The organism is Pseudoalteromonas sp. SG44-1 (assembly GCF_014164315.1).
Taxonomy (GTDB): domain Bacteria; phylum Pseudomonadota; class Gammaproteobacteria; order Enterobacterales; family Alteromonadaceae; genus Pseudoalteromonas; species Pseudoalteromonas rhizosphaerae.
In genome coordinates, this window is record NZ_JACJEW010000002.1 from 41,189 (window position 1) to 66,475 (window position 25,287).

The window sequence follows — 25,287 nt, forward strand, 5'->3', positions numbered from 1 at the left end:
ACCTACTCCTGCGCTGCTGCAAGCGGCTTGATATAATTAAGCTCTTGCGCTGGGCGTAAACGTTGTACGCCTTCAACTACCAAAATATCACCTTCGTTTAAAGGCCCAGATACGAGCAAACGACCCGCTAAACGTTGCTGGATTTTAACATCAACGCGAGTTGCCTTTTGCTCAACACTTTTCCATACATAGGGGCCGGTTGCCCCCCATAAAAGCGCAGCTTCAGGCACTGCAGCTAAACTCTGCCCTAATACCTCAATATGTACTCTAAAACTCATACCCGGTAAAAATTGTGCTTGTGCATTATCCAGTTTTGCTTTGACACGCAGCGTACGTGTTTGTGGATCAATGCGTGAGTCAAGATAAGCGACTTGCGCATTGATCGCATCGCTTCCTTGCCACGGCATCACAGTCACGTTACCGCTAGTTCTGAGCATTGAAATAGCTGACTCTGGTGCATTAAAATTAATGTATAACGAACGAGTATCATCAATACTGGCGATGGCTGTTTGTGTGGTAATTCGATCGCCAACTTCGACATCCGTTAACCCCATGGTGCCACTAAAAGGCGCTCGTACTTGGCGATCTTCTAATTCGGTTTCGGCTTTAGTCACCGCAACCTTAGCTAACTCATACACAGTTTTTGCATCATCTAGATCGCTTTTTGGCACCGCGCCTTTAGCATGACTTTGCTGTAAACGTGTTTGTATTCGTTCACTATCTGCAAGCTTTATTTTCGCTTCATTAAGCGCCGCTTTTTGTCTGCGCGAATCGAGCTCTAACAAAATAGTACCTGCGGTTACCTGATCACCGGGTTTAAAATGCACAGCCGTCACTTTATCCCCCACTGCAGGATAGAGGATAACAGAGCGAATCGCTTCAGCATTACCAACCGCTTGAACTTGCTCTTTTGCACGTTCCATCGCAACAGGTTCAACAATTACATTAGCAGCAAATGCCGATGGCATTACCGCTGAACAAGTAATAAAAACACTGACTAAAAGAACTCGTAATTTCAAAAAGATCACCTAATTAATTATTATTTCCATTATGGTACGCAGTGTAACAGTGTTTTGATCAATAAAAAGTCTAGTTCGATTAACTGTCAAAACAATACGTTGAAATACCTTTATAGGGGAAAGTAACTATAGCCGTGTATTTAATACTAAGAGGCTAACTAGCTATAAAGACCCTATACATAAACAGCCTAATTGGTCAGAATAAGGTATTGTCTTAAATTTACTCATAATGATAGTTTGAGCTTTTAGAACTAAAAATTGTTGAATTTACGGATTAATAAACCCTGAAAGTGGTCCAAAATATCTAATTTATTGCTAAGTACTTTTGAGTAAGTGGGCAAACAGGTATAGTATGCAACAATAGTTTTTATTAGGGTCCCCCCTGCTAGTTTATATTTAAAAGGACAATTATGTTTAAGCAAAAATTTACCGATATACATGGTATTACACACCAAGAAGCCGTATTTTTGGTCAACCTGATCAACATTAGTGAACAGCTTTCTAAACAACTACAATTCGATCACAGCGGAGAAGTTAGCGTTGAGTCTTACGAACATGGCAATGTTGAATTTTCAGCCGTTTATTGGACATCAGCAAAAGCTAAAGAGGACGGTTGTGAGCCGCTGATTTTTATGTATAAAAAAGATGTGTACACACTAGAGCAATGCACTATTGCTGTAGATAACGCCAAAGATATGACACCTGAACAGCTCACCAATGCCGCCGAAGCGCATTTAAAAACATTAATCTAAAGTTGGCATGTATACATGGTGATTTAATAAAAACATCACCGTGTTAACACGCTTATTTAGAACTTAAGATGACACCTATCATAATCATTTACCGAAAACAGGTATTCACCACATAAAAATTCACGACGCACGCCACGGGATACGCAATGGTAATAACCGGATCTGAATACTAAATCAATAAAGTTGCTGTTGCTCGAATCATAAAATACTAATAGCTTAATCACTGATGTAATAACTGTGCTTAAAGCTATGATTTTTAAAAATTTGTGCCTGTCCTATTGTTATAGATTAACGCTTACCTGCTAGTATAAAAATTTATATTATTGAAGCCTGATTTCAATCAAGGCGTTAAATAACATCTCTTTGTCTGCTCGTGTTAAATATCGAGAATTTAGTGTGCGTTCAAAAACTTTAAATTCTTGCTGTGAAAAAACGCCTCCATGACGTAAATACTGTGTAAGTTCAATATTGATGTCTTTCCCTAGCTTTATCAGCGCAGGACGGATAACAGTATCTAAATTTCTAGGCTCTTTATCTGTTGGCTTACTAAGCAAGTCAGCGCGGTATCTGTATTGTATAGCCTTAGCCGCAGATATTTGGGCACGAAAAAACGCGAGGACACTTTCTTTGTTTAAGCCTTGTTTTTCTGCTGACAAACTTGCATTGTTAATAACAATTAGCTCACGCTCTTTATCTTCAATGGCTTGGTTATTATTACTCTTATAAAGCGCAACATCTTCCATGTAACTCAAGCGCAAGTTTATTGTTGAAAAAAGCTCTTGTGCTGTACTTGCAGCAAAAGAATTAGTTGAAAGCAGCATAGCTGCAAAGATTGAGATGATTCGAAACATAATATCTTACCTTATGATGGGGACTGTTATCGTGCAATAAAAACCTAACGATTAAAATTCATTCAATCTTGGTTACCTTAAAAAAGCCCCAGACAACGCTGAGGCTTTATAAAACGGTAGTAATAGCTCTACTAAATTACTTTTTACGCTGTGCGTCTTTTTGCGCTTTTTTAGCTTCTTTACGCTTTTGTAAAACGGCTTGTGCTTCGTTGCCAATATGGCCTTCGCCACGAGCTTGCGCTAATTCAATTTGCTTTTGACGCTCAGCAAATCGTTCACGTTGTTCGTCGGTAACATCATCAATACAATGATGACACGAGACACCTTCCATGTACTCTGGTTTGAGTTTTTCGTCTTCAGTGATTGGCATACGACACGCATGACATTGATCGTATGAGCCTTTTTGCAAGTCGTGATCGACTGCTACGCGATTATCAAATACAAAGCACTCACCTTCCCACATGGTTTCTTCTTTTGGCACTTCTTCTAGGTATTTTAAAATGCCGCCTTCAAGATGGTACACATCTTCAAAACCTTGCTCTTTCATGTAAGCAGTTGATTTTTCACAGCGAATACCACCAGTACAAAACATAGCTACTTTTTTATGTTTGCTCGGATCCAGGTTTTCTTTTGCCCACTGCGGAAACTCGCGGAATGTTTTAGTATTTGGGTCTACTGCGTTTTGAAAAGTACCAATTTCGATTTCATAATCGTTACGGGTATCAACTAAAATAACCTCAGGATCTGAGATCAATGCATTCCAATCTTGTGGTTTTACATAACTGCCAACCACTTTCAGCGGATCAATCCCTTCAACACCCATTGTGACGATTTCTTTTTTTAGTTTTACCTTAGTACGGTAAAACGGGCATTCATCATCAAATGATTCTTTGCTAACAATGTTATCAAGGTTTGGTTGGCTGTCTAACCAGCTTAAAAGGTTGTCAATGCCTTCACGCTTGGCAGAAACTGTGCCGTTGATACCTTCTGCGGCAATTAATAAAGTACCACGTACTTCATTGGCTTCCATCACATCTAACAATGGTTGGCGTAGGGCTTCGAATTCAGGTAAAGAAACAAACTTATAAAGTGCACATACAACAAAGTGCTCGCTGGTTACATTGTCTTTATGGACAGCAGTCATGGTGATTCCTATTTTGCTTTAGCCGTTATTGGCGGTAACCGAATCGTAAATCCGGCGCATAATACATATTGAGGGCGCGTATTTTACGCTTTTTCTAATTAAATGCAAAAAAAGCAGTGATAATTGGCTTTTTACTATTAGCCACACTCGGGACTGCGCTATAATAGCGAAATTATTTATACCCAAACAAATTGCTCATTTTGGAGAAACACACTTTGCATTTTACTGATCTTGGGATTGATACTCGCCTTGAAACACAATTAGCGCATCAAGGGATCACCCAGCCCACTGATATTCAGGCCCATGCAGTGCCCACCGCACTGGCAGGCCATGACATTTTCGCCCAGTCTAAAACTGGGTCGGGCAAAACCTTGGCATTTTTATTACCTGCTGTTCAACGGGTTATGAAACAAAAGGCGCTCAGTAAACGTGATCCTCGTGTGCTTATTGTGGCGCCTACTCGTGAACTGGCGACCCAAGTATTTACCCAACTTCGCCTGCTAATTGCAGGTACTAATATTAAAGCGGTGAAAATATTAGGCGGTGAGAACTTTAATGATCAAATTAAAGCACTGCGTAACGACCCGCAATTTGTTATTGCTACACCGGGTCGTTTAGCCGATCACTTAACTCAGCGTTCATTACAATTAAGTGGCCTTGAGTTACTTATTTTTGATGAAGCTGACCGTATTTTAGATTTAGGTTTTACTGCACAGTTAAAGATGATCAACGAGCAAGCTGATCATCGCCTGCGCCAAACATTATTGTTTTCAGCGACACTGGATCATGCACAAGTCGATGCGTTATCACGTAATTTACTGAAAAAGCCAAAACAAATTACCCTTAGTGCGGCTAACGAACAACATTCAGATATTAAACAAAGCTTATATTTAGCAGATCACCTTGATCATAAAGAAGCGCTGCTTGAGCATTTTTTAAAGCAAGACGAGGTCGGGCAATGCATTATATTTACAGCGACTCGTACAGATACCAGCCGTTTAAGCGAATCACTTAATGCTAAAGGTTTTAAAGCCCAAGCATTAGCAGGTGATTTAGCACAAAATAAACGTTTAGATATCATGGACGGCTTTAGCCGTGAAAACTTTAAAATTTTAATAACCACCGATGTTGCCTCTCGTGGTCTTGATTTACTGAGCGTAACTCATGTAATCAATTTTGATTTACCTAAACACGCCGAAGAGTATGTGCATCGTATTGGTCGTACTGGTCGAGCTGGCTTTAAAGGCACCGCTATTTCACTGGTCGGTCCTAAAGATTGGTTAAGCTATAAAGCAATTAAATCATTCTTAAATGATGAACTTGAGTTTCATACCGTAGCAGGGTTAAAAGGTAAGTTTAAAGGTTTACGAGAACCAAAACCTGATGCAACATGGGCTAAAGCACAAGAAAATGTAAAGCCTAAAGTAAAAGCTGTGACTAAACGCAAAGCAAAACCTAAAAAGCCACAAGCGCCAATCAAAGCCCCTCTTAATATTGATGGTGATGCACCAATGCGCCGTCGTAAAAAGCCAGAACAGGAATAATTATGAGTTACCTTGGAACCACCCAAACCCTATTCGTTAACGAAGTAAGTAACGAAGGCGCGTACCTTGATGGTCATGATCTGGGTGAAGTTTTTTTACCAAGCAGTGAAATTAAACATGAGCTAGAAGCTGGCGACAGTGTCAGCGTATTTATCTTTTTAGATAACGCTAATCTCGCCACCGCAACAACTAAAAAGCCGTTAGCTCAAGTAGGTGAATACGCCCTACTTCGTGTTAAAGAAATCAACAGCATTGGCGCTTTTTTAGATTGGGGGCTTGATAAAGATGTACTGGCACCGTTCAACGAACAAAAGCCAAGAATGCAAGAAGGCTATTCTTATTTAGTACGTTTGTATTTAGATAATGCCAGCGGCCGTATTTGTGCATCAAATAACTTTAATCGTTTTATCAATAAAACGGAGCCTGAGTACGCGCCGCTGCAAGAAGTACAATTAATTGTCGCTGGCAAAACCGATATTGGCTATAAAGTATTAATAGAAGAAGCACATTATGGCGTTATATTTTACAACATGGTGTTTAAAAACATGTTTGTTGGCCAACGCTTAACTGGATTTATTCAAAAAGTACGTGAAGACGGAAAAATTGACGTTATTCTTGAAAAACCAGGTATGGCTAAAGTAAGTGACTTGGGTGAGAAAATAATGGATAGATTAAAATCCGAAGGCGGTGTTATTGCTTTAGGTGATAAATCGGATCCTGAGACAATTAAAAAAGTTTTCTCAACCAGTAAAGCAAATTATAAAAAAGCCATTGGCGGTTTGTTTAAGCAAGGCCTAATTGATATTGAAGCTAAGGCTATTAGGCTTAAGTAAGCGGTCAGCGGTCAGCGGTCAGCGGTCAGCGGTCAGCGGTCAATTTAAAATGATATAGAAAAGAGTAAAGTGAAAGCTTTGCTCTTTTTTGTTTTTATAAGCTTCAATGGCAACTATGAGCGTGAACCGGACACAGAAAAAGTTAAATTTATTCCTACTTCTTTGAGTAGGAACCTAATTTTGTCCGATAACATTATTAAACGCCGTTTTGGTGCAAAATAACAAGCTCAATTCCTAGCTATTTTAATTATTTGTTTACAATGGTAATTTTTGGTGAAATTATCAGGGTATATAATATACGCGGTTTTGGTGTGTTATAAACCACCAAAATGGTGTTCAATAAGATGTTATCTCTTGGAGTAAACTGTCAAGAATGTTCAAAAAAATAGAAATTAGCCACTGGCGTCAATTTGAAAAAATCGATGTAGATATTGATTCAAAAATCACTATCATTACTGGCTCAAATGGTGCTGGTAAAACTACGCTCTTAGGAATTCTGAATCAGCACTTCGGTTGGAATTCTAGACTTCTTTCAACTCCCATGATGGATGAAAAAACAGGGGGTATTACATTTTTTACTGGATGGTGGAAAAACCTATTTAAGAAAGAAGAAAATGACCAGCACTGGACTAAAGTTGGAAAAATTTTTTACGAAAACAACAACGACAGTGATATACAAATTCCAAGAGAATCTGGCTCTAGCTATAATTTAAATTTCTCTAGACAATCATCTGTAAGAGGAATGCATATACCTTCTCATAGGCCTGTATATAGCTATAAAGAAGTCGAGGCAATCCCAACAAGGCCCAAAAGTAAAGAAGATTATTTTAACGAATATAACTCAAACATAATAAACAAGTTTACCGGAACTAGTAATTATGTAGAAAATATCAGTCCAAGCTATTTGCTTAAACAATCACTTATAGGATTGGCAACATTTGGCTATGGAAATAATCATGTTGTCGCCAATCAAGAATATGCGGATTTGTTTGAGGGGTTTGAAGATGTACTTAGAAAACTCTTACCAAAAAGCTTAGGATTTCAAAGATTGGAAATCAGAATCCCTGAAGTTGTTCTTGTGACAAGTTCAGGTGATTTTTCTATAGATGCAGCTTCGGGTGGAGTTGCTTCAATTATTGGTCTCGCATGGCAAATTTTCATGTTTGCCCAGAACAAGGAAAGATACGTAATCACAATTGACGAACCAGAAAATCATCTCCACCCGTCTATGCAAAGAGAGTTAATTCCAAATTTACTTTCAGCCTTTCCAAATGCCCAATTTGTAGTCGCAACTCACAGCCCATTCATTATTAGTTCATCTAGAGATTCATCAGTTTACGCTCTGGCATACAATGATGAAAACAGAGTTTTTTCTAGAAAGCTCGACATGATCGACATGAGTGGTTCTGCTGCAAAAATTTTACGAGAAGTTTTAGGGGTGCCTGTTACCGTCCCGGTCTGGGTTGAAAGTGAAATACAAGAAGTAATTGAGAAATACTCTAATCAAAATATTGATGAAACCCTTTTTCAAAGAATGCGCATTGAAATGAAAGAAAAAGGGCTAGAAGAGTTTATGCCTAATGCCGTAACGTTAGTTGTGGAGGCATTAAATGATAAAAATAACAAAAGGTGAAAAGCCTGGGTTACTTACAGATAATGCTGACGCTTGGCGTGATGAACTCTTAGATTATATCTCACGAAGTGAGAAACCACCTCAAAGCTTAAAAAACAAGTACAACCAATCGTCCATAAAAGAATCTTTAAGGGAAGAGTCAAATTCAAAGTGCATGTATTGTGAAAGCAATATAAAGCACATTACTCCGGAGCACATTGAGCACATAAAACCAAAATCTAAGTTTCCTGAACTTGCATATGAATGGGATAATTTTGGGTTATCTTGTCCTGTTTGCAATATGAATAAAAGTGATTTGTACGATACTACTTGCACTTTTATTAATCCATATCATGAGTCACCTGATGAATTTCTTATGGCTGTAGGCCCATTAATTTATGCACGGCCAGGGCAACCACGAGGAGAAGTTACTGAAAGGGTTATACAGTTAAATAGAACAGAACTTGTAGAGAAAAGGATTGAAAGAATTTCAGCAATTAGAAATCTTGTTGAAAAATATGAAAATCAGCAGAGTGTTTTATTAAAAAAACTTATTCTCAAAGAAATACAGATAGAGATAGGTAAAGATAAAGAATATTCTCTCATCGCAAAGTCTTTAATAAAAATTATTGGAGTTGAAGTTGCTGCTTGAGATAATCGGGTAGCCGGAGGTTTCTAACCTCCAACTCCCCCCCCCATCATGCGCTTTTTATTAGCAGGAAGTGCAATGGGCGGTTCATCTCCCGTAATGAATATTGATCCGAGAAAATGGTGTCGCGTCTAGAAAATGGGGTCGCGCCTTGCCTTTTGCCACTTTGTGTTTCGAATGACCGCAACTGACATATTCCAGACTATTCATAACCAAGTTATTAAGTTTGTATACCCAGAAACAAAAAGAGCAAAGTAAGTACTTTGCTCTTAATATTAGTAATAGCTAAAAGACCGCTGTTTATTTTATCGAGTCATTAATTTCTTTAAGAACCGCAACTGGGTCTGCGGCTTGTGTAATTGGACGGCCAACAACTAAATAATCGCTGCCATCTTCAATCGCTTGTTTTGGTGTCATGATACGTTTTTGATCTCCTGCATCACTTCCCGCAGGGCGAATACCTGGCGTCACCAATTTAAAATCGTTACCGAGTAGCGATTTTAATTGCTTGGCTTCTTGCGCTGAGCACACTACCCCGTCAAGGCCTGATTCTTTGGCAAGTTTTGCTAAATAAATAACCTGCTGTTCTGGGGTTTTATCAACCCCTAAACGAGTAAGCTCTGCGGCATCCATGCTGGTTAAAACAGTAACCGCAATTAACAGTGGCGCTTTATCACCAAATTGCCCAAGCGCTTGTTTGGCTTTAGTCATCATTTCGACACCGCCACTGGCATGAACATTAACCATCCACACTCCCATTTTTGCCGCTGCTGTAACAGCTTTGGCAACCGTATTTGGAATGTCATGAAATTTAAGGTCTAAGAATACGTCAAAGCCTAAATCAATCAGCTCTTTAACAAACGCAGGTCCAAAATAGGTAAACATTTCTTTGCCTACTTTTAAACGACATGTATCAGGCGATAATTGCTTTACAAAGTTTAAAGCGGTTTGCTGATCATCGTAATCGAGGGCGATAAGAACTTTTTTTGAATGTTCGAGAGACATAACTTTCCTAAAACTGATTGTAGAAGTAAGTGAATATTTTTATAGAAAACTAAAAACCGTCTAAGCCACGGCTCGGTACTATGGTTTCCCAATGTTTACACGACGGGCAAACCCAATAAATTGTATGGCTGGTAAAGCCACAGTGTTGACACTGAAAATCTGGCTTGGTCGCAATATAAGATGTGACCAGTTTATCTATTTGATCAAGTACATCTTTAATATCATTATTTTGTTTTGCTAATAGCTGTAATAAAAAACTAAAGCCACGAATTGTTGGCTGACGTTTTAAACTATCAGTTAAAAACTTAATTGCTTGATCGGTGTGCCCTTGCTCAAGTAATGCTTGGCAATGTTTTATTTTTATTAGCACCCCACCCTTATCAAGTAGCTGCTGTAATAATTCATGAAATTGGTGGGTTAGGTTTAATTGCTCATAACTGTGAGCTAAATCATCTATAAACAAGGGAGCAAAAAAAGTGAAACTACAGATCAGCTCACGCCAATAATAAATTGCTTTTACGTAATCTTCTTTTGCAAATGCTGATTTACCTAATTCATATAATGGGCGGATCGCTTTATGATTTAGGCTAATGGCTTTGCGCATAATTTGCGGATCATTGCTAAGCAACGCAGCTTCACAATAAAAGTTAGCAATGGCTTTGAAATGTTGCGGCTTTGAAAATAAATCACTGTGTGCTTCAAACATATTGATACCCTTTTCCCATTCGCGTGTTTGCGAATATAAATTAAGTATCGGCTCTAATGCATCACTGTGGTTGGCTTTTACTAACCACACTAAATGTTCTTCGGCGCCATCAAGCAAACCCGCCATAATATAATCTTCAGCAAGTTCAAGGCGACTAGCAGCAGCTTGTTGTTCATTAAGGCTTGGGTGTTTGAGCAGTAATTCGTGGATTTTTATTGCACGATCTAATTCACCTCGGCGGCGAAACATCGTTGCTAATGTAGAATAATGTTCAACAGAGTCAGCGGCGACTTCAAGCAAGTTGATTAAGTGCTCAAGGCCTTGATCTTCCTCTCTGTCGAGTAAAAACTTTAAGCCTTTACTGTATTCAGATGTGATCTGACGATTAAGTTGATGAGCTTGGTTTTTAGCGCTATTTTTACCCATGATCCAGCCATAACCAGCCGCAACAGGTAAAAGTAAAAACAAAAGCTCAATCATAGTTAGGTGTCTTTATTAGCAACAAGCTTATTATTATCTTTTTCAGGCGCTAATTTTTTTTTCAAACGATAGTTTTGCCACTTTAATTGCGAAAACAATTTAAAGCTAATAAAACAACCAATTGCGACACCTAAAGCAAAGCAGATACTTATTATCATTGCGAGGGGTAAAGTATTGCTGGCAATAATATAATTTATTTGCACTAACTGTGGATTTTGCGAACCAAGTACAAATGCAAAAATTAAGCATATTGCTACCAGGATAATTTTTAATACCCTAAACAAGTAACTACTCCAACTAAGTAACTAGGCAATGCTCGCGTTTACGCGATCTCGTAACTCTTTGCCTGGTTTAAAATGTGGTACGTGCTTACCTTCTAACTCAACCGTGTCGCCAGTCTTTGGATTACGACCTGTGCGAGGTGAACGAAAGTGTAATGAGAAACTACCAAAGCCACGGATTTCAATACGATCTGAGCTTGATAATGAGCCGGCCATTTGTTCAAGAATTTCTTTAACAGCATTCTCAACATCTTTCACAGGTACATGCGCGTGTTGCTCGGCTAATTGTTCTATCAATTCTGACTTAGTCATAACGTTTCCTTAAAAAGAGATAAAGGAAGGGCAACACTGCCCTTCCAATTAAGACTGATTAATTAGTCTTTTTGTGCATTTGCGAATGCAGCTGCCATTGCGTTTTCGAACACTGGCTCTTCTTTCTTAAGCTTTTCTAGTACTTCTTTCTCTTCTGCTTCGAAAAGAGCTTTAACTGAAAGGCTTAAAGTGCGGTTCTTACGATCAACACCAACATATTTCACTTCAATTTCGTCGCCTACAGAAACAACAGTAGTTGCATCTTCAACGCGCTCTTGAGCGATATCAGCTACACGGATGTAACCTTCAACGCCTTCGATAAGTTCAACAGTTGCGCCTTTCGCATCAACTTCTGTCACTTTACCTTTAACAATAGCACCTTTTTTGTTTGCATCAAGGTAGTTATTGAATGGGTCAGCTTCGATTTGCTTAACACCTAGAGAGATACGTTCACGCTCTGGGTCAACTTGCAATACGATAGCAGTGATTTCGTCGCCTTTCTTGAATTCACGTACAGCGTCTTCGCCAGGTGTATTCCAAGAAATGTCTGAAAGGTGTACAAGACCGTCAATACCACCGTCAAGACCGATAAAGATACCGAAGTCAGTGATTGATTTGATCTTACCAGTAACTTGATCGCCTTTGTTTTGTAGACGAGCAAATTCTTGCCAAGGATTAGCAATACATTGCTTAAGACCAAGTGAAATACGACGACGTTCTTCGTCGATTTCAAGAACCATAACTTCAACAGTGTCGCCTAAGCTAACAACTTTAGAAGGATGGATGTTCTTGTTAGTCCAATCCATTTCAGAAACGTGTACTAGACCTTCTACGCCTTCTTCGATTTCTACGAAGCAACCGTAATCTGTAAGGTTAGTTACACGACCAGAAAGTTTAGAACCTTCTGGGTAACGACCAGCGATAGCTGCCCATGGATCTTCACCAAGCTGTTTAAGGCCTAGAGATACACGAGTTTTATCTTTGTCGAATTTAAGAACTTTAACTGCGATTTCGTCGCCAACATTAACGATTTCTGAAGGGTGCTTAACACGCTTCCACGCCATATCAGTAATGTGTAGTAGACCATCAACACCACCAAGGTCAACGAATGCACCGTAGTCAGTAAGGTTCTTAACGATACCTTTAACTTCTTGACCTTCAACAAGGTTAGCAAGAAGCTCTTCACGTTCTTGTGAGTTTTCAGATTCGATAACTGCACGACGTGAAACAACAACGTTGTTACGTTTTTGATCAAGCTTGATTACTTTAAATTCAAGCTCTTTGCCTTCAAGGTGAGTTGTGTCACGTACTGGACGAACATCAACAAGTGAACCAGGTAGGAAAGCACGGATTGAATCAACTTCAACAGTGAAACCGCCTTTAACTTTACCGTTGATAACACCAGTAACAGTCTCTTGCTCTTCACATGCTTTCTCAAGACGGATCCACGCTTCGTGACGCTTCGCTTTCTCACGAGAAAGGATAGTTTCACCGAAACCGTCTTCAATTGCATCTAGTGCAACATCTACTTCGTCGCCAACAGCAACTTCTAGTTCACCAGCAGCATTTTTGAACTGCTCTGCAGGGATAGCACTTTCTGATTTAAGACCAGCATCTACAAGTACAATGTTGTTCTCGATAGAGATAACTGTACCTTTAACGATAGAGCCTTGCTCTGCTTCAAAACCCTTTAAGCTTTCTTCAAATAACTGCGCAAAATTTTCTGACATACGAATATACGTCTCATATATTATTACCAATAAGCAACCATGCTGCATGGGGTTGTTAAAATAGCACTGGCATCCTGCTGGCGCATAAATAGTTTATCGTCGCTTTGGAAGTTTACCTTCGACGATCGCTGCATCTAATAAAGTCATAACTTTATCAAACACTTGCTGTGCATTAAGCTCGCTAGTATCGAGTTCAATAGCATCGTCAGCTGGTACAAGCGGCGCAACAGCACGATTCATATCGCGGTCATCACGTGCTTGAATATCTTCTAATAGACCACTTAGTGTAACATCAAGACCGCGTTCATTCAACTCAACAAAACGTCGGCGCGCGCGTTCTTCTGCACTAGCGGTTAAATAAATTTTTAATGGAGCATCTTGGAACACCACAGTGCCCATATCGCGGCCATCGGCTATTAGCCCATTTTCAGTTCGAAATGCACGTTGGCGCCGTAATAATGCTTCTCTAACGCGCGGTAAGGCTGCTACTTTTGAAGCGGCAGCTCCTACTTCTTCATTTCGAATTGTTGTTGATACATCTTCACCTTCCAGAATAACCTTTCCAGCGTTAGTTTGACTATCAACTAAAAACTGCACATCTAAGTTAGCAGCTAAAGGCACCAATGCCTCTTCGTTGTCTAGTGCAATTTGGTGATGAAGTGCTGCTAGTGCTAATACGCGATAAATCGCGCCACTATCCAATACATCCCACCCTAATTTATCGGCTAACAAGCGACAAACAGTTCCTTTACCTGAACCACTTGGGCCATCAACGGTGATCACGGGCATTAATAACGCCTGCATTTAAACCTCCTGCAATGCACACCAAAATAAAACTGCGACATTATACGTTACTTAATTAAATATATCCGCTTTTTGTATGTAACTTTTTATATTTCAACTTTAGTCATTTATTGACTAACCGATGCTAGTACATTGAAAAATGTTGGAAATGTCTTGTATGTACACTTAGGATCATTGATAGTTATTGGCTTGCCGCCTACCGCTACCATGGCAAAACACATCGCTATACGGTGGTCGTCATAGGTATCAATCGCCACATCGTTAAAGTGTTTTGGCGGTGTTATTTCGATGAAATCTTCACCTTCAACTACCTCAGCGCCCACTTTACGCAGCTCTGTCGCCATTGCATGTAAGCGATCAGTTTCTTTTACGCGCCAGTTATAGATATTACGAATAGCGGTTGGACCATCTGCAAATAACGCCACTGTCGCAAGGGTCATCGCCGCATCAGGAATAGCATTGGCATCGATATCAACACCTTTTAATTCGCCTTTACGTACCACTAAGCGCTCGTCATACCAATCTATTTTAGCACCGACCTGCTCCATCACTTTTGCAAAGCCAATATCGCCTTGCACAGATTTTGCACCTACACCTTTGATCTCTATTTCACCACCGGCAATTGCCGCCGCAGCGACAAAGTAAGATGCACTTGATGCATCCCCTTCAACCATAATACGCTCAACAGCTTGGTATTGCTGCGCACCTTTTACAGTAAAGGTTTTATAGTTATCGTGAGTTACCGATATGCCAAAGCGAGCCATTACATCTAAGGTAATATCAATATACGGTTTAGATACCAACGTCCCCTTAATTGTAATGCACGTATCGCCATTAAATAACGGCGCTGCCATTAATAATGCAGTGAGAAATTGGCTCGAAATACTGCCATCAATTGCAACGTTGCCGCCATTAATTTGCCCACCAACAATTTTAAGTGGCGGATAGTCTTTATTTTTTAAATAACTAACATCCCCACCGAGCGCTTGTAATGCATCAACTAGGTGACCAATTGGACGTTCCTCCATACGTGGCTCGCCAATTAGTTCATAGTTTCCCTTCACAGCGGCTAATACCGCTGTCAGTGGGCGATACGCGGTGCCTGCATTACCTAAAAACAGTGGCTCAGCTGGAGTTAAAAACTGCCCGCCAACACCTTTTACAGTGGCTACAGTTTTATCATCATTAAGACTGACATCAACGCCCAATAATTTTAATGCACCAAGCATATGACGAATATCATCACTGTCTAATAAGTTTTCTACAACCGTTGTGCCTTGCGCAAGTGCCGCTAACAATAAAATACGATTTGATAAACTTTTTGAGCCAGGTAAGGTAACACTGCCATTTACTAGATTGATTGGCTCTAAGCGTAACTGCTCCATTAACTGTGCTCCTTGGCAAATTTCGCCATAAAGTCAACTAACGCTTGTACACCGGCAAGTGGCATGGCGTTGTAAATACTCGCACGCATACCGCCAACAATACGGTGACCTTCAAGTGCAAGTAAGCCAGCTTCTTTTGCTTGAGCTAAAAACTGTGCATTTAAGCTTTCATCATTGAGCCAAAAAGGCACATTCATACGTGAACGACAATGCTTAGCAACCTTATTACTATAAAACGGTGATTCATCAATAAAGCCATACAGCAGTTCGGCTTTTGCTATATTTTGCTGTTCCATGGCTTTAACACCACCGTTTTGCTCAAGCCAGTCAAATACTTCTGCCGCTAAATACCAAGCAAACGTAGGTGGCGTGTTATACATGCTGCCTTGTTTTACTTCGAGTGCGTAATCAAATATACCTGGCTTTGCAACCCCTTCACGCTCAAGCAACGTTTTACGAATGATCACAATGGCAAGGCCTGATGGACCAATATTCTTTTGTGCACCAGCGTAAATTAAATCAAACTGATCAACATCAAACTCACGCGATAAAATAGTTGATGACATGTCTGCAACGATCGGCGCTGTTGGGTGACTTGGTACATCAAACACTTCAATGCCATCAATGGTTTCATTTGGGCAATAGTGGATGTATGAAGGATCGGCTGGAAATTGCCACTCACTAACTGGTTTGATAGAAAATTGCTCATTTGTGTCATTACGGACATCAAGCTCAGTGACGGTAGTAAATTTAACCGCTTCGTCAACCGCACCTTTAGACCACACACCATTTTCACAATATACGGCGTCTTTACCTGCTTGGTGCAGGTTCAGTGGCACTGCAGCAAATTGGCCTCGACCACCGCCATGCATAAACAGCACTTCAAATTCATCGCTGATATTCATTAACCGGCGTAAGCTTGCTTCACATTGTGCCGTTAATGCTAAAAATTCTTTACTACGGTGACTGATCTCCATCACCGATACACCTAAATCTTGCCAATCAAGAAATTCTTTTTGTGCTTTTTCCATCACAGCTGGCGGTAACATTGCAGGCCCAGCACAAAAATTATATATACTCATTACCTTTCCTCATTCCAGTAATTTAACAATTGTTTTTAATTGCTAATTTTAACAATTAATTTTTTTGATTTTTATAGTAAAAAAAAGCGGCCGAAGCCGCTTTAATGATTAATGTTATGCCTCTGGAGGATTATCCCCAGCGTCATCATTAACAGTGTCGACTAGTTCAACGCTTTCACCTTCGATAATAGCGTTAAGCTCATCGATTTCGATCTCTTCGATACGTTGTAAACCAACTACTTGCTCTTCGTCAATAGTTCTTATCAAAATAACACCTTGGGTATTTCGCCCAACGGTAGAAACTTCATTAACGCGAGTTCGCACCAGAGTACCTCGATTAGAGATAATCATGATTTCATCGTTATCGTCAACTTGTACAGCACCAACTACAGCACCGTTACGCTCACTTACTTTGATTGATACCACACCTTGAGTCGCACGACTCTTAGCAGGGTAGTCACTGAGCAATGTACGCTTACCGTAGCCGTTTTCTGTCACGGTTAAGATAGCACCATTCGTCTTAGGTACAATTAATGATACAACACGTTGCCCTTCAGGCATCTTAATACCACGAACACCTGTTGCAGTTCGGCCCATCTGACGAACACCCTTGAACTTGATTTCCGGGTTACCGTTTTCATCAAGTACTGGGTTGCCATTTTCATCTAAAACAGGTGATTCTTCTGCTTCTTTAAAGCGAACAACTTTACCAGCATCAGTAAACAACATGATTTCGTTGCTACCATCAGTGATATCTACACCAATCAAGCTATCACCGTCATTTAAATTAACGGCAATAATACCGCTAGCACGTTGACGGCTATACGCAGTCAATGGTGTTTTCTTCACGGTACCAAATGCAGTTGCCATAAAGATGTATTTATTTTCTTCATACTCACGTACTGGCAAGATAGCCGTAATACGTTCGTCTGCTTCAAGCGGCAATAAGTTTACAATTGGCTTACCACGGGCTGCACGACTGGCAAGTGGTAATTGATACACTTTAAGCCAATATAAGCGACCCGCCGTTGAGAAACAAAGAATCGTGTCGTGAGTATTAGCAACTAGTAGACGTTCAATGAAATCTTCATCTTTCATCTTGGTTGCTGATTTACCTTTACCACCACGGCGCTGTGCTTCGTAATCAGACAATGGCTGATACTTCACATACCCTTCGTGAGATAGGGTTACTACCACGTCTTCTTCAGTGATCAAGTCTTCAAGACTAATATCATGAGCCGCGGCATTAATTTCAGTACGACGTTCGTCGCCGTATTGCTCTTTAATTTCAACTAACTCATCGCGGATAACTTCCATTAAACGCTCAGGATTAGCAAGAATATATAAAAGCTCGGCAATTAAATCTAATAACGTTTGGTATTCGCTTAGAATCTTTTCATGTTCAAGACCAGTAAGCTTGTGTAAGCGTAAATCTAGAATTGCTTGGGCTTGTTGCTCAGAAATATAATACTGACCATCACGAATGCCTAAGTCATCCGCTAACCAATCTGGACGGGCAACATTTGCTTCACCGGCTTTTTCAAGCATGGCTTTCACATTACCTAATTCCCACGGACGGCTAGCAAGTGCTACTTTAGCTTCAGCTGGCGTTGGTGAGTTACGAATAAGCTCGATAATTGGGTCAATGTTAGCAAGTGCAATTGCTAAGCCTTCAAGCATGTGTGCACGATCGCGGGCTTTACGTAGGTCAAATACCGTACGACGGGTCACTACTTCACGGCGGTGAATGATGAATTCTTCAAGCATTTCTTTTAAGTTGAAACACTTAGGCTGGTTATTGATCAACGCAACCATGTTCATACCAAACACAGTTTGTAACTGAGTTTGTGCATAAAGGTTGTTTAAGATCACTTCGCCTACGTCACCACGTTTGATCTCGATAACGATACGCATACCGTCTTTATCTGATTCATCACGTAATGCACTAATGCCTTCAATCTTCTTATCTTTAACAAGCTCAGCAATCTTTTCGATTAAGCGGGCTTTATTTACTTGATAAGGGATCTCGTGAACGATGATCGTTTCACGATGGGTTTTTTCGTCAACTTCAATTTCCGCACGTGCACGCATGTACACTTTGCCACGGCCAGTTAAATAGGCTTGTTCAATGCCTTTTTTACCGTTGATAATTGCCGCAGTTGGAAAATCTGGGCCCGGAATATAATCCATTAGTTCATGAATGGTTAATTCAGGGTTTTGAATAAGTGCTAAACAGCCATTCACAACTTCAGTTAAGTTATGAGGAGGAATGTTTGTCGCCATACCTACCGCAATACCCGATGAACCGTTCACTAATAAGTTAGGAACTTTGGTCGGTAATACGTCAGGAATTTGCTCTGTACCATCATAGTTAGGTACAAAATCAACAGTCTCTTTTTCAAGATCAGCCAAAAGCTCATGAGACATTTTCGCCATACGGACTTCGGTATAACGCATTGCTGCTGCTGAGTCACCATCAACTGAACCAAAGTTACCTTGGCCGTCAACTAACATATAACGTAAAGAGAATGGCTGGGCCATACGTACGATTGTGTCATACACCGCACTGTCGCCATGGGGATGGTATTTACCAATTACATCACCAACCACACGGGCTGATTTTTTGTAAGGCTTATTCCAATCATTATTAAGCTCGTTCATAGCAAACAAAACGCGGCGGTGAACAGGTTTTAAACCATCACGTACGTCTGGTAGTGCTCGTCCTACTATTACGCTCATTGCGTAATCTAAATAGGAGTTTTTTAACTCGTCTTCAATATTGACTGGCAGAATTTCATTGGCGAAATCAGTCATTTGATATCACATTCCTTCAGTATTGACCCACGAAAGTGCCACATATGGGCGCTTGCGGGGATTTAGTTATTATTACCAAGTCATGCTACCACAATTAATTTAGATTTACAGGCGCTAAATCTTTGCGATTTATTAATTTACCCCTATATAATGGCCTGAGATTGACGAGGAAGTTTTTTATGACCGAACATCAAAATGTAGATAGTGCAGAAATTGCAAAGTTTGAAGCCATCGCTGAGCGTTGGTGGGATCGTGAAGGCGAATTTAAACCCCTTCATGAAATTAATCCATTAAGATTAGATTTTATTGCCGACAAGGCCAAAGGCTTATTCGACAAAGAAACACTCGATGTCGGCTGTGGTGGCGGTATATTGAGTGAAAGTATGGCGCGAATGGGCGCACATGTGACTGGTATTGATATGGGTCAAGAGCCGTTAACCGTTGCGAAACTGCACAGTTTAGAAACCGGTGTAAACGTTGACTATATAAAAATACCTGCCGAACAGTATGCCAGCGAACACCCTGCCCGCTTTGATACTATTACTTGTATGGAAATGTTAGAGCATGTGCCAGACCCTGCATCTATCATTCATGCAGTAGCAGAATTAGCGAAACCTGGTGCTGATGTATTTTTCTCTACATTAAACAAAACCCCAAAAGCATATTTGTACGCAATTATCGGGGCAGAAAAATTATTGAAGATGGTGCCTGATGGAACCCATGATCACAAAAAGTTTATCAAACCAGCACAACTCATTGCATGGGCAGAACAAGCAGGCCTCAAAGTACGTGCTAGTGCGGGATTGAGTTATAACCCTTTATCAAAGCAGTACAGCTTAAATACCGATGTAAGCGTTAATTATATTCTGCATTTTGAGAAACTAGCGTAATGGCTGGTTTTAACACAGCAACCCCCGCAATTGATTACGACGCCTTTATTTTTGATTTAGACGGTACATTACTCGATACCGCAGATGATTTAGGGGCTGCGCTAAATTACGTACTCGCTGATCATAACCAACCATTAGTAACCGCTGATATATATCGTCCTGCAGCTTCTAACGGTGCAATGGCGCTGCTTGCAGCTGGATTTGGTCAGCAATGGCACGATCACCCAAATCAAGCTGACTTACGCCAGCAGCTATTAACGGCCTACGCAGATAATATTGCCACCCATAGTCAATGCTTTACTGGAATTGCACAATTATTAATCGCACTTGATCAACAACAGATCAAATGGGGGATCATGACTAATAAACCTGAGTTTTTGACTATTCCATTAGTTGCTGCAATTGCTGAACTCAAAGATGCACAAGCAATTGTCAGTGGTGACACCCTCGATATCGCTAAACCATCTCCTTTACCTTTACTGCATACAGCCCAACTGTTAGATGTTGATCCGAATCGTTGTTTGTATATCGGTGATGCGCAGCGTGACATAATTGCAGCCAAGGCTGCAAACATGCACAGCGCTGCTGCGTTGTGGGGCTACATCCCTAGTGAAGCTGAGGCATTGAGTTGGCAAGCCGATTTTAATTGGCAATCACCTATTGATGCATTTAACCATATATAGTGCCATGTTAAATTTTAACCACTACATATTGTGATCGTGTTACTTTTTGCACATTGTTTGTTGATAAAAAAAGCAGCCAAAATTTATTTTTAAAATGCGTAAATTTAATCGATCATCAGTTGATTTTTATAAATTTCATTTTAATCAGATGGTCAAAGGTTAATGGCTACTAACACAAGCATGTTATCCCAACGTTATCCACAATTAGGGGCGTTTATGCCCCTTGCAAATGATCGCATACCACACTATCTTGTGATCTAGAATTTGATGAACACCAGATGTTGTGGCTAAATGTTATTCAATTAAATTCGCGCTAATACAGTTTTATTGCAATAAAAAATTTATTTTCAGAAAAATGTGTCACTAAAAAATATTATATCCCAAGGAATACAGGCAAAACTATGAACCAACAGCTATCTGTAAGCAAACGTGACGGCCGTAAAGAGTCACTTGATTTAGATAAGATCCATCGCGTTATTGCTTGGGCCGCCGAAGGTCTAAATAATGTGTCTGTCTCACAAGTTGAGCTGAAATCGCACATCCAGTTTTATGATGGTATTCGTACTGAAGACATCCATGAAACCATCATCAAAGCGGCCGCTGATCAGATCTCTAAAGAGTCGCCTGATTATCAATATTTATCAGCCCGCTTAGCTGTATTCCATTTGCGTAAAAAAGCCTATGGTCAATTTGAGCCACCGCGCTTGTATGATCATATCGTTAAGTTAGTTGAAGATAAGCGTTACGATGCACACTTACTAGCTGACTACACAGAGCAAGAAATTGATCAACTGGATGAATACCTTGATCATGGACGTGATTTAAACTTCAGCTATGCTGCTGTTAAACAGCTTGAAGGTAAATATTTAGTACAAAACCGTGTTACGGGTGAAATTTATGAAAGCGCACAGTTTTTATATATTTTAGTTGCAGCCAGCTTGTTCTCTGATTACCCAAAAGAAACGCGTTTAGACTACATAAAGCGTTTTTACGATGCGGTGTCATTGTTCAAAATTTCATTACCTACGCCTATTATGGCGGGAGTTCGTACCCCTACGCGTCAATTCAGTTCATGTGTACTGATTGAATGCGGTGACAGCCTAGATTCAATTAATGCAACCTCATCAGCGATTGTAAAATACGTATCGCAACGTGCAGGTATTGGTATTAATGCTGGTCGTATTCGCGCACTAGGTAGCCCTATTCGCAATGGTGAAGCATACCACACCGGTTGTATCCCGTTTTATAAGCACTTTCAAACGGCTGTTAAAAGTTGTTCGCAAGGTGGTGTCCGTGGTGGCGCAGCAACCCTGTTCTATCCACTTTGGCATCTAGAAGTTGAAAACTTATTAGTGCTTAAAAACAACCGTGGTGTTGATGATAACCGCGTTCGTCATTTAGATTACGGTGTACAGTTTAATAAACTAATGTACTCACGTTTGATCAAAGATGATTACATCACATTATTCAGCCCGTCTGATGTGCCTGGTTTATATGATGCATTTTTTGAAGATCAAGATGAATTTGATCGTCTTTACGTACAATATGAACAAGACGAGTCAATTCGTAAAAAACGTATTAAAGCTATTGAGCTGTTTTCAATGTTTGCACAAGAGCGTGCTAGCACTGGCCGCATCTATTTACAAAACGTTGACCACTGTAATACACACAGCCCGTTCATTGCTAAAGTGGCACCAATTCGCCAATCTAACTTATGTTTAGAAATTGCATTGCCAACTAAACCACTTAACAATGTTAATGATGAAGAAGGTGAAATTGCACTGTGTACGCTGTCGGCCTTTAACTTAGGTGCGATTGAGTCACTGGATGAACTTGAAGAGCTTGCAGAACTTGCGGTACGTGCACTTGATAACTTACTGGATTTCCAAGACTACCCGGTGCCAGCAGCACATAATGCAACTATGGGCCGTCGTACACTCGGAATAGGCGTAATCAACTACGCATATTACCTTGCTAAAAATGGCAAACGTTATTCTGATGGCAGTGCCAATGCATTGACTCACAAAACATTTGAAGCAATTCAGTATTACCTAATGAAAGCCTCAAATGAACTGGCTAAAGAACGTGGTGCATGTCCTAAATTTAACGAAACAACGTATTCGCAAGGTATTATGCCAACCGATACGTACAAACGTGATTTGGATAAAATTTGTGATGAACCATTGCATTTAGATTGGGATACATTACGTGCCAATATCAAAGAGCATGGTATGCGTAACTCAACGTTATCTGCGTTGATGCCATCTGAGACATCGTCGCAAATTTCAAATGCAACTAATGGTATTGAACCACCACGTGGTCATATCAGTGTTAAAGCCAGTAAAGATGGTATTTTAAAACAAGTTGTACCTGAGTATGAACGCCTTAAAAATAATTATGAATTATTGTGGGATATCCCATCAAATAAAGGTTATTTAGAATTAGTGGGTATTATGCAAAAGTTTGTTGACCAAACAATTTCTGCCAATACTAACTACGATCCAAATAAGTTTGAAGGTGGTAAAGTACCAATGAAGGTCTTATTACAAGATTTACTGGGTGCTTACAAACTTGGCGTTAAAACCCTTTACTACCATAACACCCGTGATGGTGCATCTGATATGCAAGAAGATACACCAGAAGTGGAAGATGATGATTGTGCAGGCGGTGCGTGTAAAATCTAATCGGTAATAAATATAAATTGGAAGCGGGCTATACGCCCGCTTTGCCCTGTTCGTTTTTTGAGTGATCTTATGTCTTATACTACTTTTAGCCGAAACCATAATAACCAACTACAAGAACCGATGTTTTTCGGCCAAACCGTTAACGTATCGCGTTATGATCAACAGAAGTACCCTATTTTCGAAAAGCTAATTGAAAAACAACTATCGTTTTTTTGGCGTCCTGAAGAAGTCGATGTAAGTAAAGATCGGTTAGATTTTCAGGCCTTACCTGATCACGAAAAACATATATTTTTAAGTAACTTAAAATATCAAACCTTACTTGATAGTGTGCAAGGTCGCTCGCCTAATGTTGCGTTACTGCCAATTGTGTCGATCCCAGAACTTGAGACCTGGATTGAAACATGGGCATTTAGTGAAACAATCCATAGCCGTTCATATACACATATTATTCGTAACGTTACCCAAGCCCCTGAGCTTATTTTTGATGATATCGTTAGTAACGAAAAGATCAGTGAACGTGCTGATGCCGTAACTAAATATTACGATGAATTAATTAATAAAGTGGCTGTGTATAACTTATACGGTGAAGGTAAACATGAACTTAATGGCGAAACAGTTCATATCAGTTTATTTGAACTTAAAAAGCTTTTATACCTTGCAATGATGTCAGTGAATATCTTAGAAGCGATCCGTTTTTATGTCAGTTTTGCCTGTTCATTTGCGTTTGCAGAGCGAGAATTAATGGAAGGTAACGCTAAAATTATTAAGCTGATCGCCCGTGATGAAGCGCTTCATCTTTCTGGTACTCAGCATATTTTGAATATTATGCAAGATGGTAAAGACGATCCTGAAATGGCTATCGTAGCAGCCCAGTGTCGTGATGAAGCGATCAAGATGTTTGTTGATGCTGCTGAACAAGAAAAAGAATGGGCTGAATACCTGTTTAAAGATGGTTCAATGATTGGCTTAAACAAAGATATTTTATGCCAATACGTTGAGTACATTACTAATGCTCGTATGACTGCTGTTGGTTTACCAACACAGTTTAAAACCAGCAGTAACCCTATCCCATGGATCAATTCATGGTTAGTGTCAGACAATGTACAAGTTGCTCCACAAGAAGCGGAGATCAGCTCATACCTTGTAGGCCAAATTGACTCTCAAGTTAATGCCTCTGATTTCGGTGACTTCGATCTCTAATGACCAGCAACAAAACTGCAAAGATCCACTTTGCAGATAATAGCCAGTGTGTAGATTTTGACACTGGCTGTCATTCCCTTTTAGACTGCCTAGAACAACAGCAATATGAAATTCCTTTTCAGTGTAGAGAAGGATATTGTGGTGCCTGTAGAGCAACCCTAGTAGCAGGGCAAGTCACCTATAACGAAGAACCACTCGCCTTTGTACGTGATGGAGAAGTACTGCTGTGCTGCTGTAAACCCGATGGCAATATCACTCTCAATTTGAAGTAATTTATTAATGCCAGTCAAACTGCTTTGTTTCATAGCAATGTATTTTATCACTGATCATTAAACTACTTTCATCTATGGTTACATCCCAATTTAAACTGCGGGTTAAATCCACCTGAATATCATCAATAAACTGCTGGTCAATCTCAATAATATGGCTATTATCAAATAACTTTAACCGTGACTGAGATTGCGTTAACCATTCACTATTGCCCGTTGTTAATATTAATAATTCATCCACTTGCTTAGCGATCTTAACTAATTCATCAAGGTCAGGTTTATCAACACTTAACCAGGTTTTATAATGTTCATCCAACGCTTGAATTCCTACATCTGGCTGTAGTTTATCAGCAAGTTTATTAAGCACTGCATGGCTGTCATAAGATAAAATACAATAGCCTAACAGCTTTAAAACAAAATGCTCCAGTGTTTCATTTTTAGTCAACGCTGTGGTAAAAATTTCTTTGTGATTACGCTGATGACGCAGATCAGCTATGCTAAATCGTGCTTTAAAAATACGTGTTTTATCAGACATAATATTCACCAGTCTCGCCGTTA

The 25,287-nt window shown here is 39.9% G+C and carries 23 protein-coding genes; 10 read left to right on the top strand and 13 right to left on the bottom strand.

Translation table 11 applies throughout. The features are described 5' to 3' along the window. Positions 1-2: 2 nt before the first annotated feature. A complete protein-coding gene (locus tag H5187_RS01240) occupies positions 3-1,019 on the bottom strand; it encodes an efflux RND transporter periplasmic adaptor subunit (RefSeq protein WP_182740129.1) in 1,017 nt (338 codons plus the stop codon). A gap of 410 nt (positions 1,020-1,429) precedes the next feature. Between H5187_RS01240 and H5187_RS01245 the strand changes: the two genes are divergently transcribed. After that, entirely contained in the window at positions 1,430-1,771 is a 342-nt protein-coding gene (locus tag H5187_RS01245) for a hypothetical protein (RefSeq protein WP_149982479.1), read from the top strand. A gap of 320 nt (positions 1,772-2,091) precedes the next feature. On the opposite strand, the gene aroQ is transcribed toward H5187_RS01245, so the two are convergent. Next, complete coding sequence (aroQ, locus tag H5187_RS01250; protein WP_149982480.1) at positions 2,092-2,622, bottom strand: gamma subclass chorismate mutase AroQ; 531 nt, start codon at positions 2,620-2,622, stop codon at positions 2,092-2,094. A gap of 136 nt (positions 2,623-2,758) precedes the next feature. After that, positions 2,759-3,766, bottom strand: a complete 1,008-nt coding sequence (locus H5187_RS01255) for a rhodanese-related sulfurtransferase (RefSeq protein WP_182761865.1) — start codon at positions 3,764-3,766, stop codon at positions 2,759-2,761. Between the two features lie 215 nt (positions 3,767-3,981). On the opposite strand from H5187_RS01255, the gene H5187_RS01260 reads away from it, so the two are divergent. The 4 genes from H5187_RS01260 to H5187_RS01275 all read left to right on the top strand — a co-directional run bounded on the left by H5187_RS01260 (position 3,982) and on the right by H5187_RS01275 (position 8,407). Next, a complete protein-coding gene (locus H5187_RS01260) occupies positions 3,982-5,310 on the top strand; it encodes a DEAD/DEAH box helicase (RefSeq protein WP_145233234.1) in 1,329 nt (442 codons plus the stop codon). 2 nt (positions 5,311-5,312) lie between these two features. Further along, positions 5,313-6,143, top strand: a complete 831-nt coding sequence (locus H5187_RS01265; RefSeq protein ID WP_182719011.1) for a S1 RNA-binding domain-containing protein — start codon at positions 5,313-5,315, stop codon at positions 6,141-6,143. A 373-nt stretch (positions 6,144-6,516) separates the two neighbouring features. Beyond that, positions 6,517-7,776 carry an AAA family ATPase gene (locus H5187_RS01270; protein ID WP_182797469.1) on the top strand — a complete coding sequence of 420 codons (1,260 nt, stop codon included), beginning with the start codon at positions 6,517-6,519 and terminating at the stop codon, positions 7,774-7,776. After that, positions 7,754-8,407, top strand: coding sequence for an HNH endonuclease (locus H5187_RS01275; protein WP_182797470.1), 654 nt, complete (start codon positions 7,754-7,756; stop codon positions 8,405-8,407). Before H5187_RS01270 ends, H5187_RS01275 begins: the two co-directional genes overlap by 23 nt. Before the next feature lie 297 nt (positions 8,408-8,704). Here H5187_RS01275 and pyrF read toward each other — a convergent pair whose 3' ends face one another. The 9 genes from pyrF to gyrA all read right to left on the bottom strand — a co-directional run bounded on the left by pyrF (position 8,705) and on the right by gyrA (position 19,003). Continuing rightward, positions 8,705-9,409 (bottom strand): orotidine-5'-phosphate decarboxylase, encoded by a 705-nt coding sequence (gene pyrF, locus H5187_RS01280; protein WP_182797471.1) that lies wholly within the window; start codon positions 9,407-9,409, stop codon positions 8,705-8,707. A 49-nt stretch (positions 9,410-9,458) separates the two neighbouring features. After that, positions 9,459-10,595 carry a lipopolysaccharide assembly protein LapB gene (lapB, locus tag H5187_RS01285; RefSeq protein WP_182797472.1) on the bottom strand — a complete coding sequence of 379 codons (1,137 nt, stop codon included), beginning with the start codon at positions 10,593-10,595 and terminating at the stop codon, positions 9,459-9,461. A gap of 2 nt (positions 10,596-10,597) precedes the next feature. Next, entirely contained in the window at positions 10,598-10,879 is a 282-nt protein-coding gene (locus tag H5187_RS01290; RefSeq protein WP_016707217.1) for a lipopolysaccharide assembly protein LapA domain-containing protein, read from the bottom strand. 21 nt (positions 10,880-10,900) lie between these two features. Next, a complete protein-coding gene (ihfB, locus tag H5187_RS01295; RefSeq protein WP_016707218.1) occupies positions 10,901-11,188 on the bottom strand; it encodes an integration host factor subunit beta in 288 nt (95 codons plus the stop codon). 62 nt (positions 11,189-11,250) lie between these two features. Next, positions 11,251-12,918 (bottom strand): 30S ribosomal protein S1, encoded by a 1,668-nt coding sequence (gene rpsA / locus H5187_RS01300; RefSeq protein ID WP_029216020.1) that lies wholly within the window; start codon positions 12,916-12,918, stop codon positions 11,251-11,253. A 93-nt stretch (positions 12,919-13,011) separates the two neighbouring features. Beyond that, the gene (gene cmk, locus H5187_RS01305) at positions 13,012-13,722 is read right to left on the bottom strand and encodes a (d)CMP kinase (protein WP_149982486.1); all 711 of its coding nucleotides are present in this window, start codon (positions 13,720-13,722) and stop codon (positions 13,012-13,014) included. Positions 13,723-13,829: 107 nt separating this feature from the next. Beyond that, positions 13,830-15,107 carry a 3-phosphoshikimate 1-carboxyvinyltransferase gene (gene aroA, locus H5187_RS01310; protein WP_182730600.1) on the bottom strand — a complete coding sequence of 426 codons (1,278 nt, stop codon included), beginning with the start codon at positions 15,105-15,107 and terminating at the stop codon, positions 13,830-13,832. After that, on the bottom strand, positions 15,107-16,189 hold the full coding sequence (serC, locus tag H5187_RS01315; RefSeq protein WP_182730601.1) for a 3-phosphoserine/phosphohydroxythreonine transaminase: 1,083 nt from the start codon (positions 16,187-16,189) through the stop codon (positions 15,107-15,109). The genes aroA and serC overlap by 1 nt, the downstream gene beginning before the upstream one ends. 114 nt (positions 16,190-16,303) lie before the next feature. Continuing rightward, positions 16,304-19,003: a DNA topoisomerase (ATP-hydrolyzing) subunit A gene (gyrA, locus tag H5187_RS01320; RefSeq protein WP_182734225.1), complete on the bottom strand. Its 2,700-nt coding sequence runs from the start codon at positions 19,001-19,003 to the stop codon at positions 16,304-16,306. A 179-nt stretch (positions 19,004-19,182) separates the two neighbouring features. Here gyrA and ubiG point away from each other — a divergent pair, with 179 nt between their 5' ends. The 5 genes from ubiG (at position 19,183) to yfaE (ending at position 24,732) form a co-directional block, all read left to right on the top strand. Beyond that, on the top strand, positions 19,183-19,893 hold the full coding sequence (gene ubiG, locus H5187_RS01325) for a bifunctional 2-polyprenyl-6-hydroxyphenol methylase/3-demethylubiquinol 3-O-methyltransferase UbiG (RefSeq protein ID WP_145233215.1): 711 nt from the start codon (positions 19,183-19,185) through the stop codon (positions 19,891-19,893). Beyond that, positions 19,893-20,576, top strand: coding sequence for an HAD family hydrolase (locus H5187_RS01330; RefSeq protein WP_182740744.1), 684 nt, complete (start codon positions 19,893-19,895; stop codon positions 20,574-20,576). Before ubiG ends, H5187_RS01330 begins: the two co-directional genes overlap by 1 nt. 401 nt (positions 20,577-20,977) lie before the next feature. After that, positions 20,978-23,260: a class 1a ribonucleoside-diphosphate reductase subunit alpha gene (gene nrdA, locus H5187_RS01335; protein WP_145233211.1), complete on the top strand. Its 2,283-nt coding sequence runs from the start codon at positions 20,978-20,980 to the stop codon at positions 23,258-23,260. Positions 23,261-23,329: 69 nt separating this feature from the next. Further along, positions 23,330-24,460 carry a class Ia ribonucleoside-diphosphate reductase subunit beta gene (gene nrdB / locus H5187_RS01340; RefSeq protein ID WP_145233209.1) on the top strand — a complete coding sequence of 377 codons (1,131 nt, stop codon included), beginning with the start codon at positions 23,330-23,332 and terminating at the stop codon, positions 24,458-24,460. Then, positions 24,460-24,732, top strand: a complete 273-nt coding sequence (yfaE, locus tag H5187_RS01345; RefSeq protein ID WP_145233207.1) for a class I ribonucleotide reductase maintenance protein YfaE — start codon at positions 24,460-24,462, stop codon at positions 24,730-24,732. The genes nrdB and yfaE overlap by 1 nt, the downstream gene beginning before the upstream one ends. 4 nt (positions 24,733-24,736) lie before the next feature. Here yfaE and H5187_RS01350 read toward each other — a convergent pair whose 3' ends face one another. Next, complete coding sequence (locus H5187_RS01350; protein WP_182717449.1) at positions 24,737-25,264, bottom strand: YaeQ family protein; 528 nt, start codon at positions 25,262-25,264, stop codon at positions 24,737-24,739. Between the last annotated feature and the right edge of the window lie 23 nt (positions 25,265-25,287).

Bases quoted from the DNA above. Each gene is read 5' to 3' on its own strand.
- aroQ (WP_149982480.1), bottom strand. From the start codon at position 2,622: ATGTTTCGAATCATCTCAATCTTTGCAGCTATGCTGCTTTCAACTAAT.
- aroA (WP_182730600.1), bottom strand. From the start codon at position 15,107: ATGGAGCAGTTACGCTTAGAGCCAATCAATCTAGTAAATGGCAGTGTT.
- H5187_RS01270 (WP_182797469.1), top strand. From the start codon at position 6,517: ATGTTCAAAAAAATAGAAATTAGCCACTGGCGTCAATTTGAAAAAATC.
- H5187_RS01275 (WP_182797470.1), top strand. From the start codon at position 7,754: ATGATAAAAATAACAAAAGGTGAAAAGCCTGGGTTACTTACAGATAAT.
- H5187_RS01255 (WP_182761865.1), bottom strand. From the start codon at position 3,766: ATGACTGCTGTCCATAAAGACAATGTAACCAGCGAGCACTTTGTTGTA.
- gyrA (WP_182734225.1), bottom strand. From the start codon at position 19,003: ATGACTGATTTCGCCAATGAAATTCTGCCAGTCAATATTGAAGACGAG.
- ihfB (WP_016707218.1), bottom strand. From the start codon at position 11,188: ATGACTAAGTCAGAATTGATAGAACAATTAGCCGAGCAACACGCGCAT.
- ubiG (WP_145233215.1), top strand. From the start codon at position 19,183: ATGACCGAACATCAAAATGTAGATAGTGCAGAAATTGCAAAGTTTGAA.
- H5187_RS01245 (WP_149982479.1), top strand. From the start codon at position 1,430: ATGTTTAAGCAAAAATTTACCGATATACATGGTATTACACACCAAGAA.
- lapB (WP_182797472.1), bottom strand. From the start codon at position 10,595: ATGATTGAGCTTTTGTTTTTACTTTTACCTGTTGCGGCTGGTTATGGC.
- nrdA (WP_145233211.1), top strand. From the start codon at position 20,978: ATGAACCAACAGCTATCTGTAAGCAAACGTGACGGCCGTAAAGAGTCA.
- nrdB (WP_145233209.1), top strand. From the start codon at position 23,330: ATGTCTTATACTACTTTTAGCCGAAACCATAATAACCAACTACAAGAA.
- cmk (WP_149982486.1), bottom strand. From the start codon at position 13,722: ATGCAGGCGTTATTAATGCCCGTGATCACCGTTGATGGCCCAAGTGGT.
- rpsA (WP_029216020.1), bottom strand. From the start codon at position 12,918: ATGTCAGAAAATTTTGCGCAGTTATTTGAAGAAAGCTTAAAGGGTTTT.
- H5187_RS01265 (WP_182719011.1), top strand. From the start codon at position 5,313: ATGAGTTACCTTGGAACCACCCAAACCCTATTCGTTAACGAAGTAAGT.
- yfaE (WP_145233207.1), top strand. From the start codon at position 24,460: ATGACCAGCAACAAAACTGCAAAGATCCACTTTGCAGATAATAGCCAG.
- H5187_RS01350 (WP_182717449.1), bottom strand. From the start codon at position 25,264: ATGTCTGATAAAACACGTATTTTTAAAGCACGATTTAGCATAGCTGAT.
- pyrF (WP_182797471.1), bottom strand. From the start codon at position 9,409: ATGTCTCTCGAACATTCAAAAAAAGTTCTTATCGCCCTCGATTACGAT.
- serC (WP_182730601.1), bottom strand. From the start codon at position 16,189: ATGAGTATATATAATTTTTGTGCTGGGCCTGCAATGTTACCGCCAGCT.
- H5187_RS01330 (WP_182740744.1), top strand. From the start codon at position 19,893: ATGGCTGGTTTTAACACAGCAACCCCCGCAATTGATTACGACGCCTTT.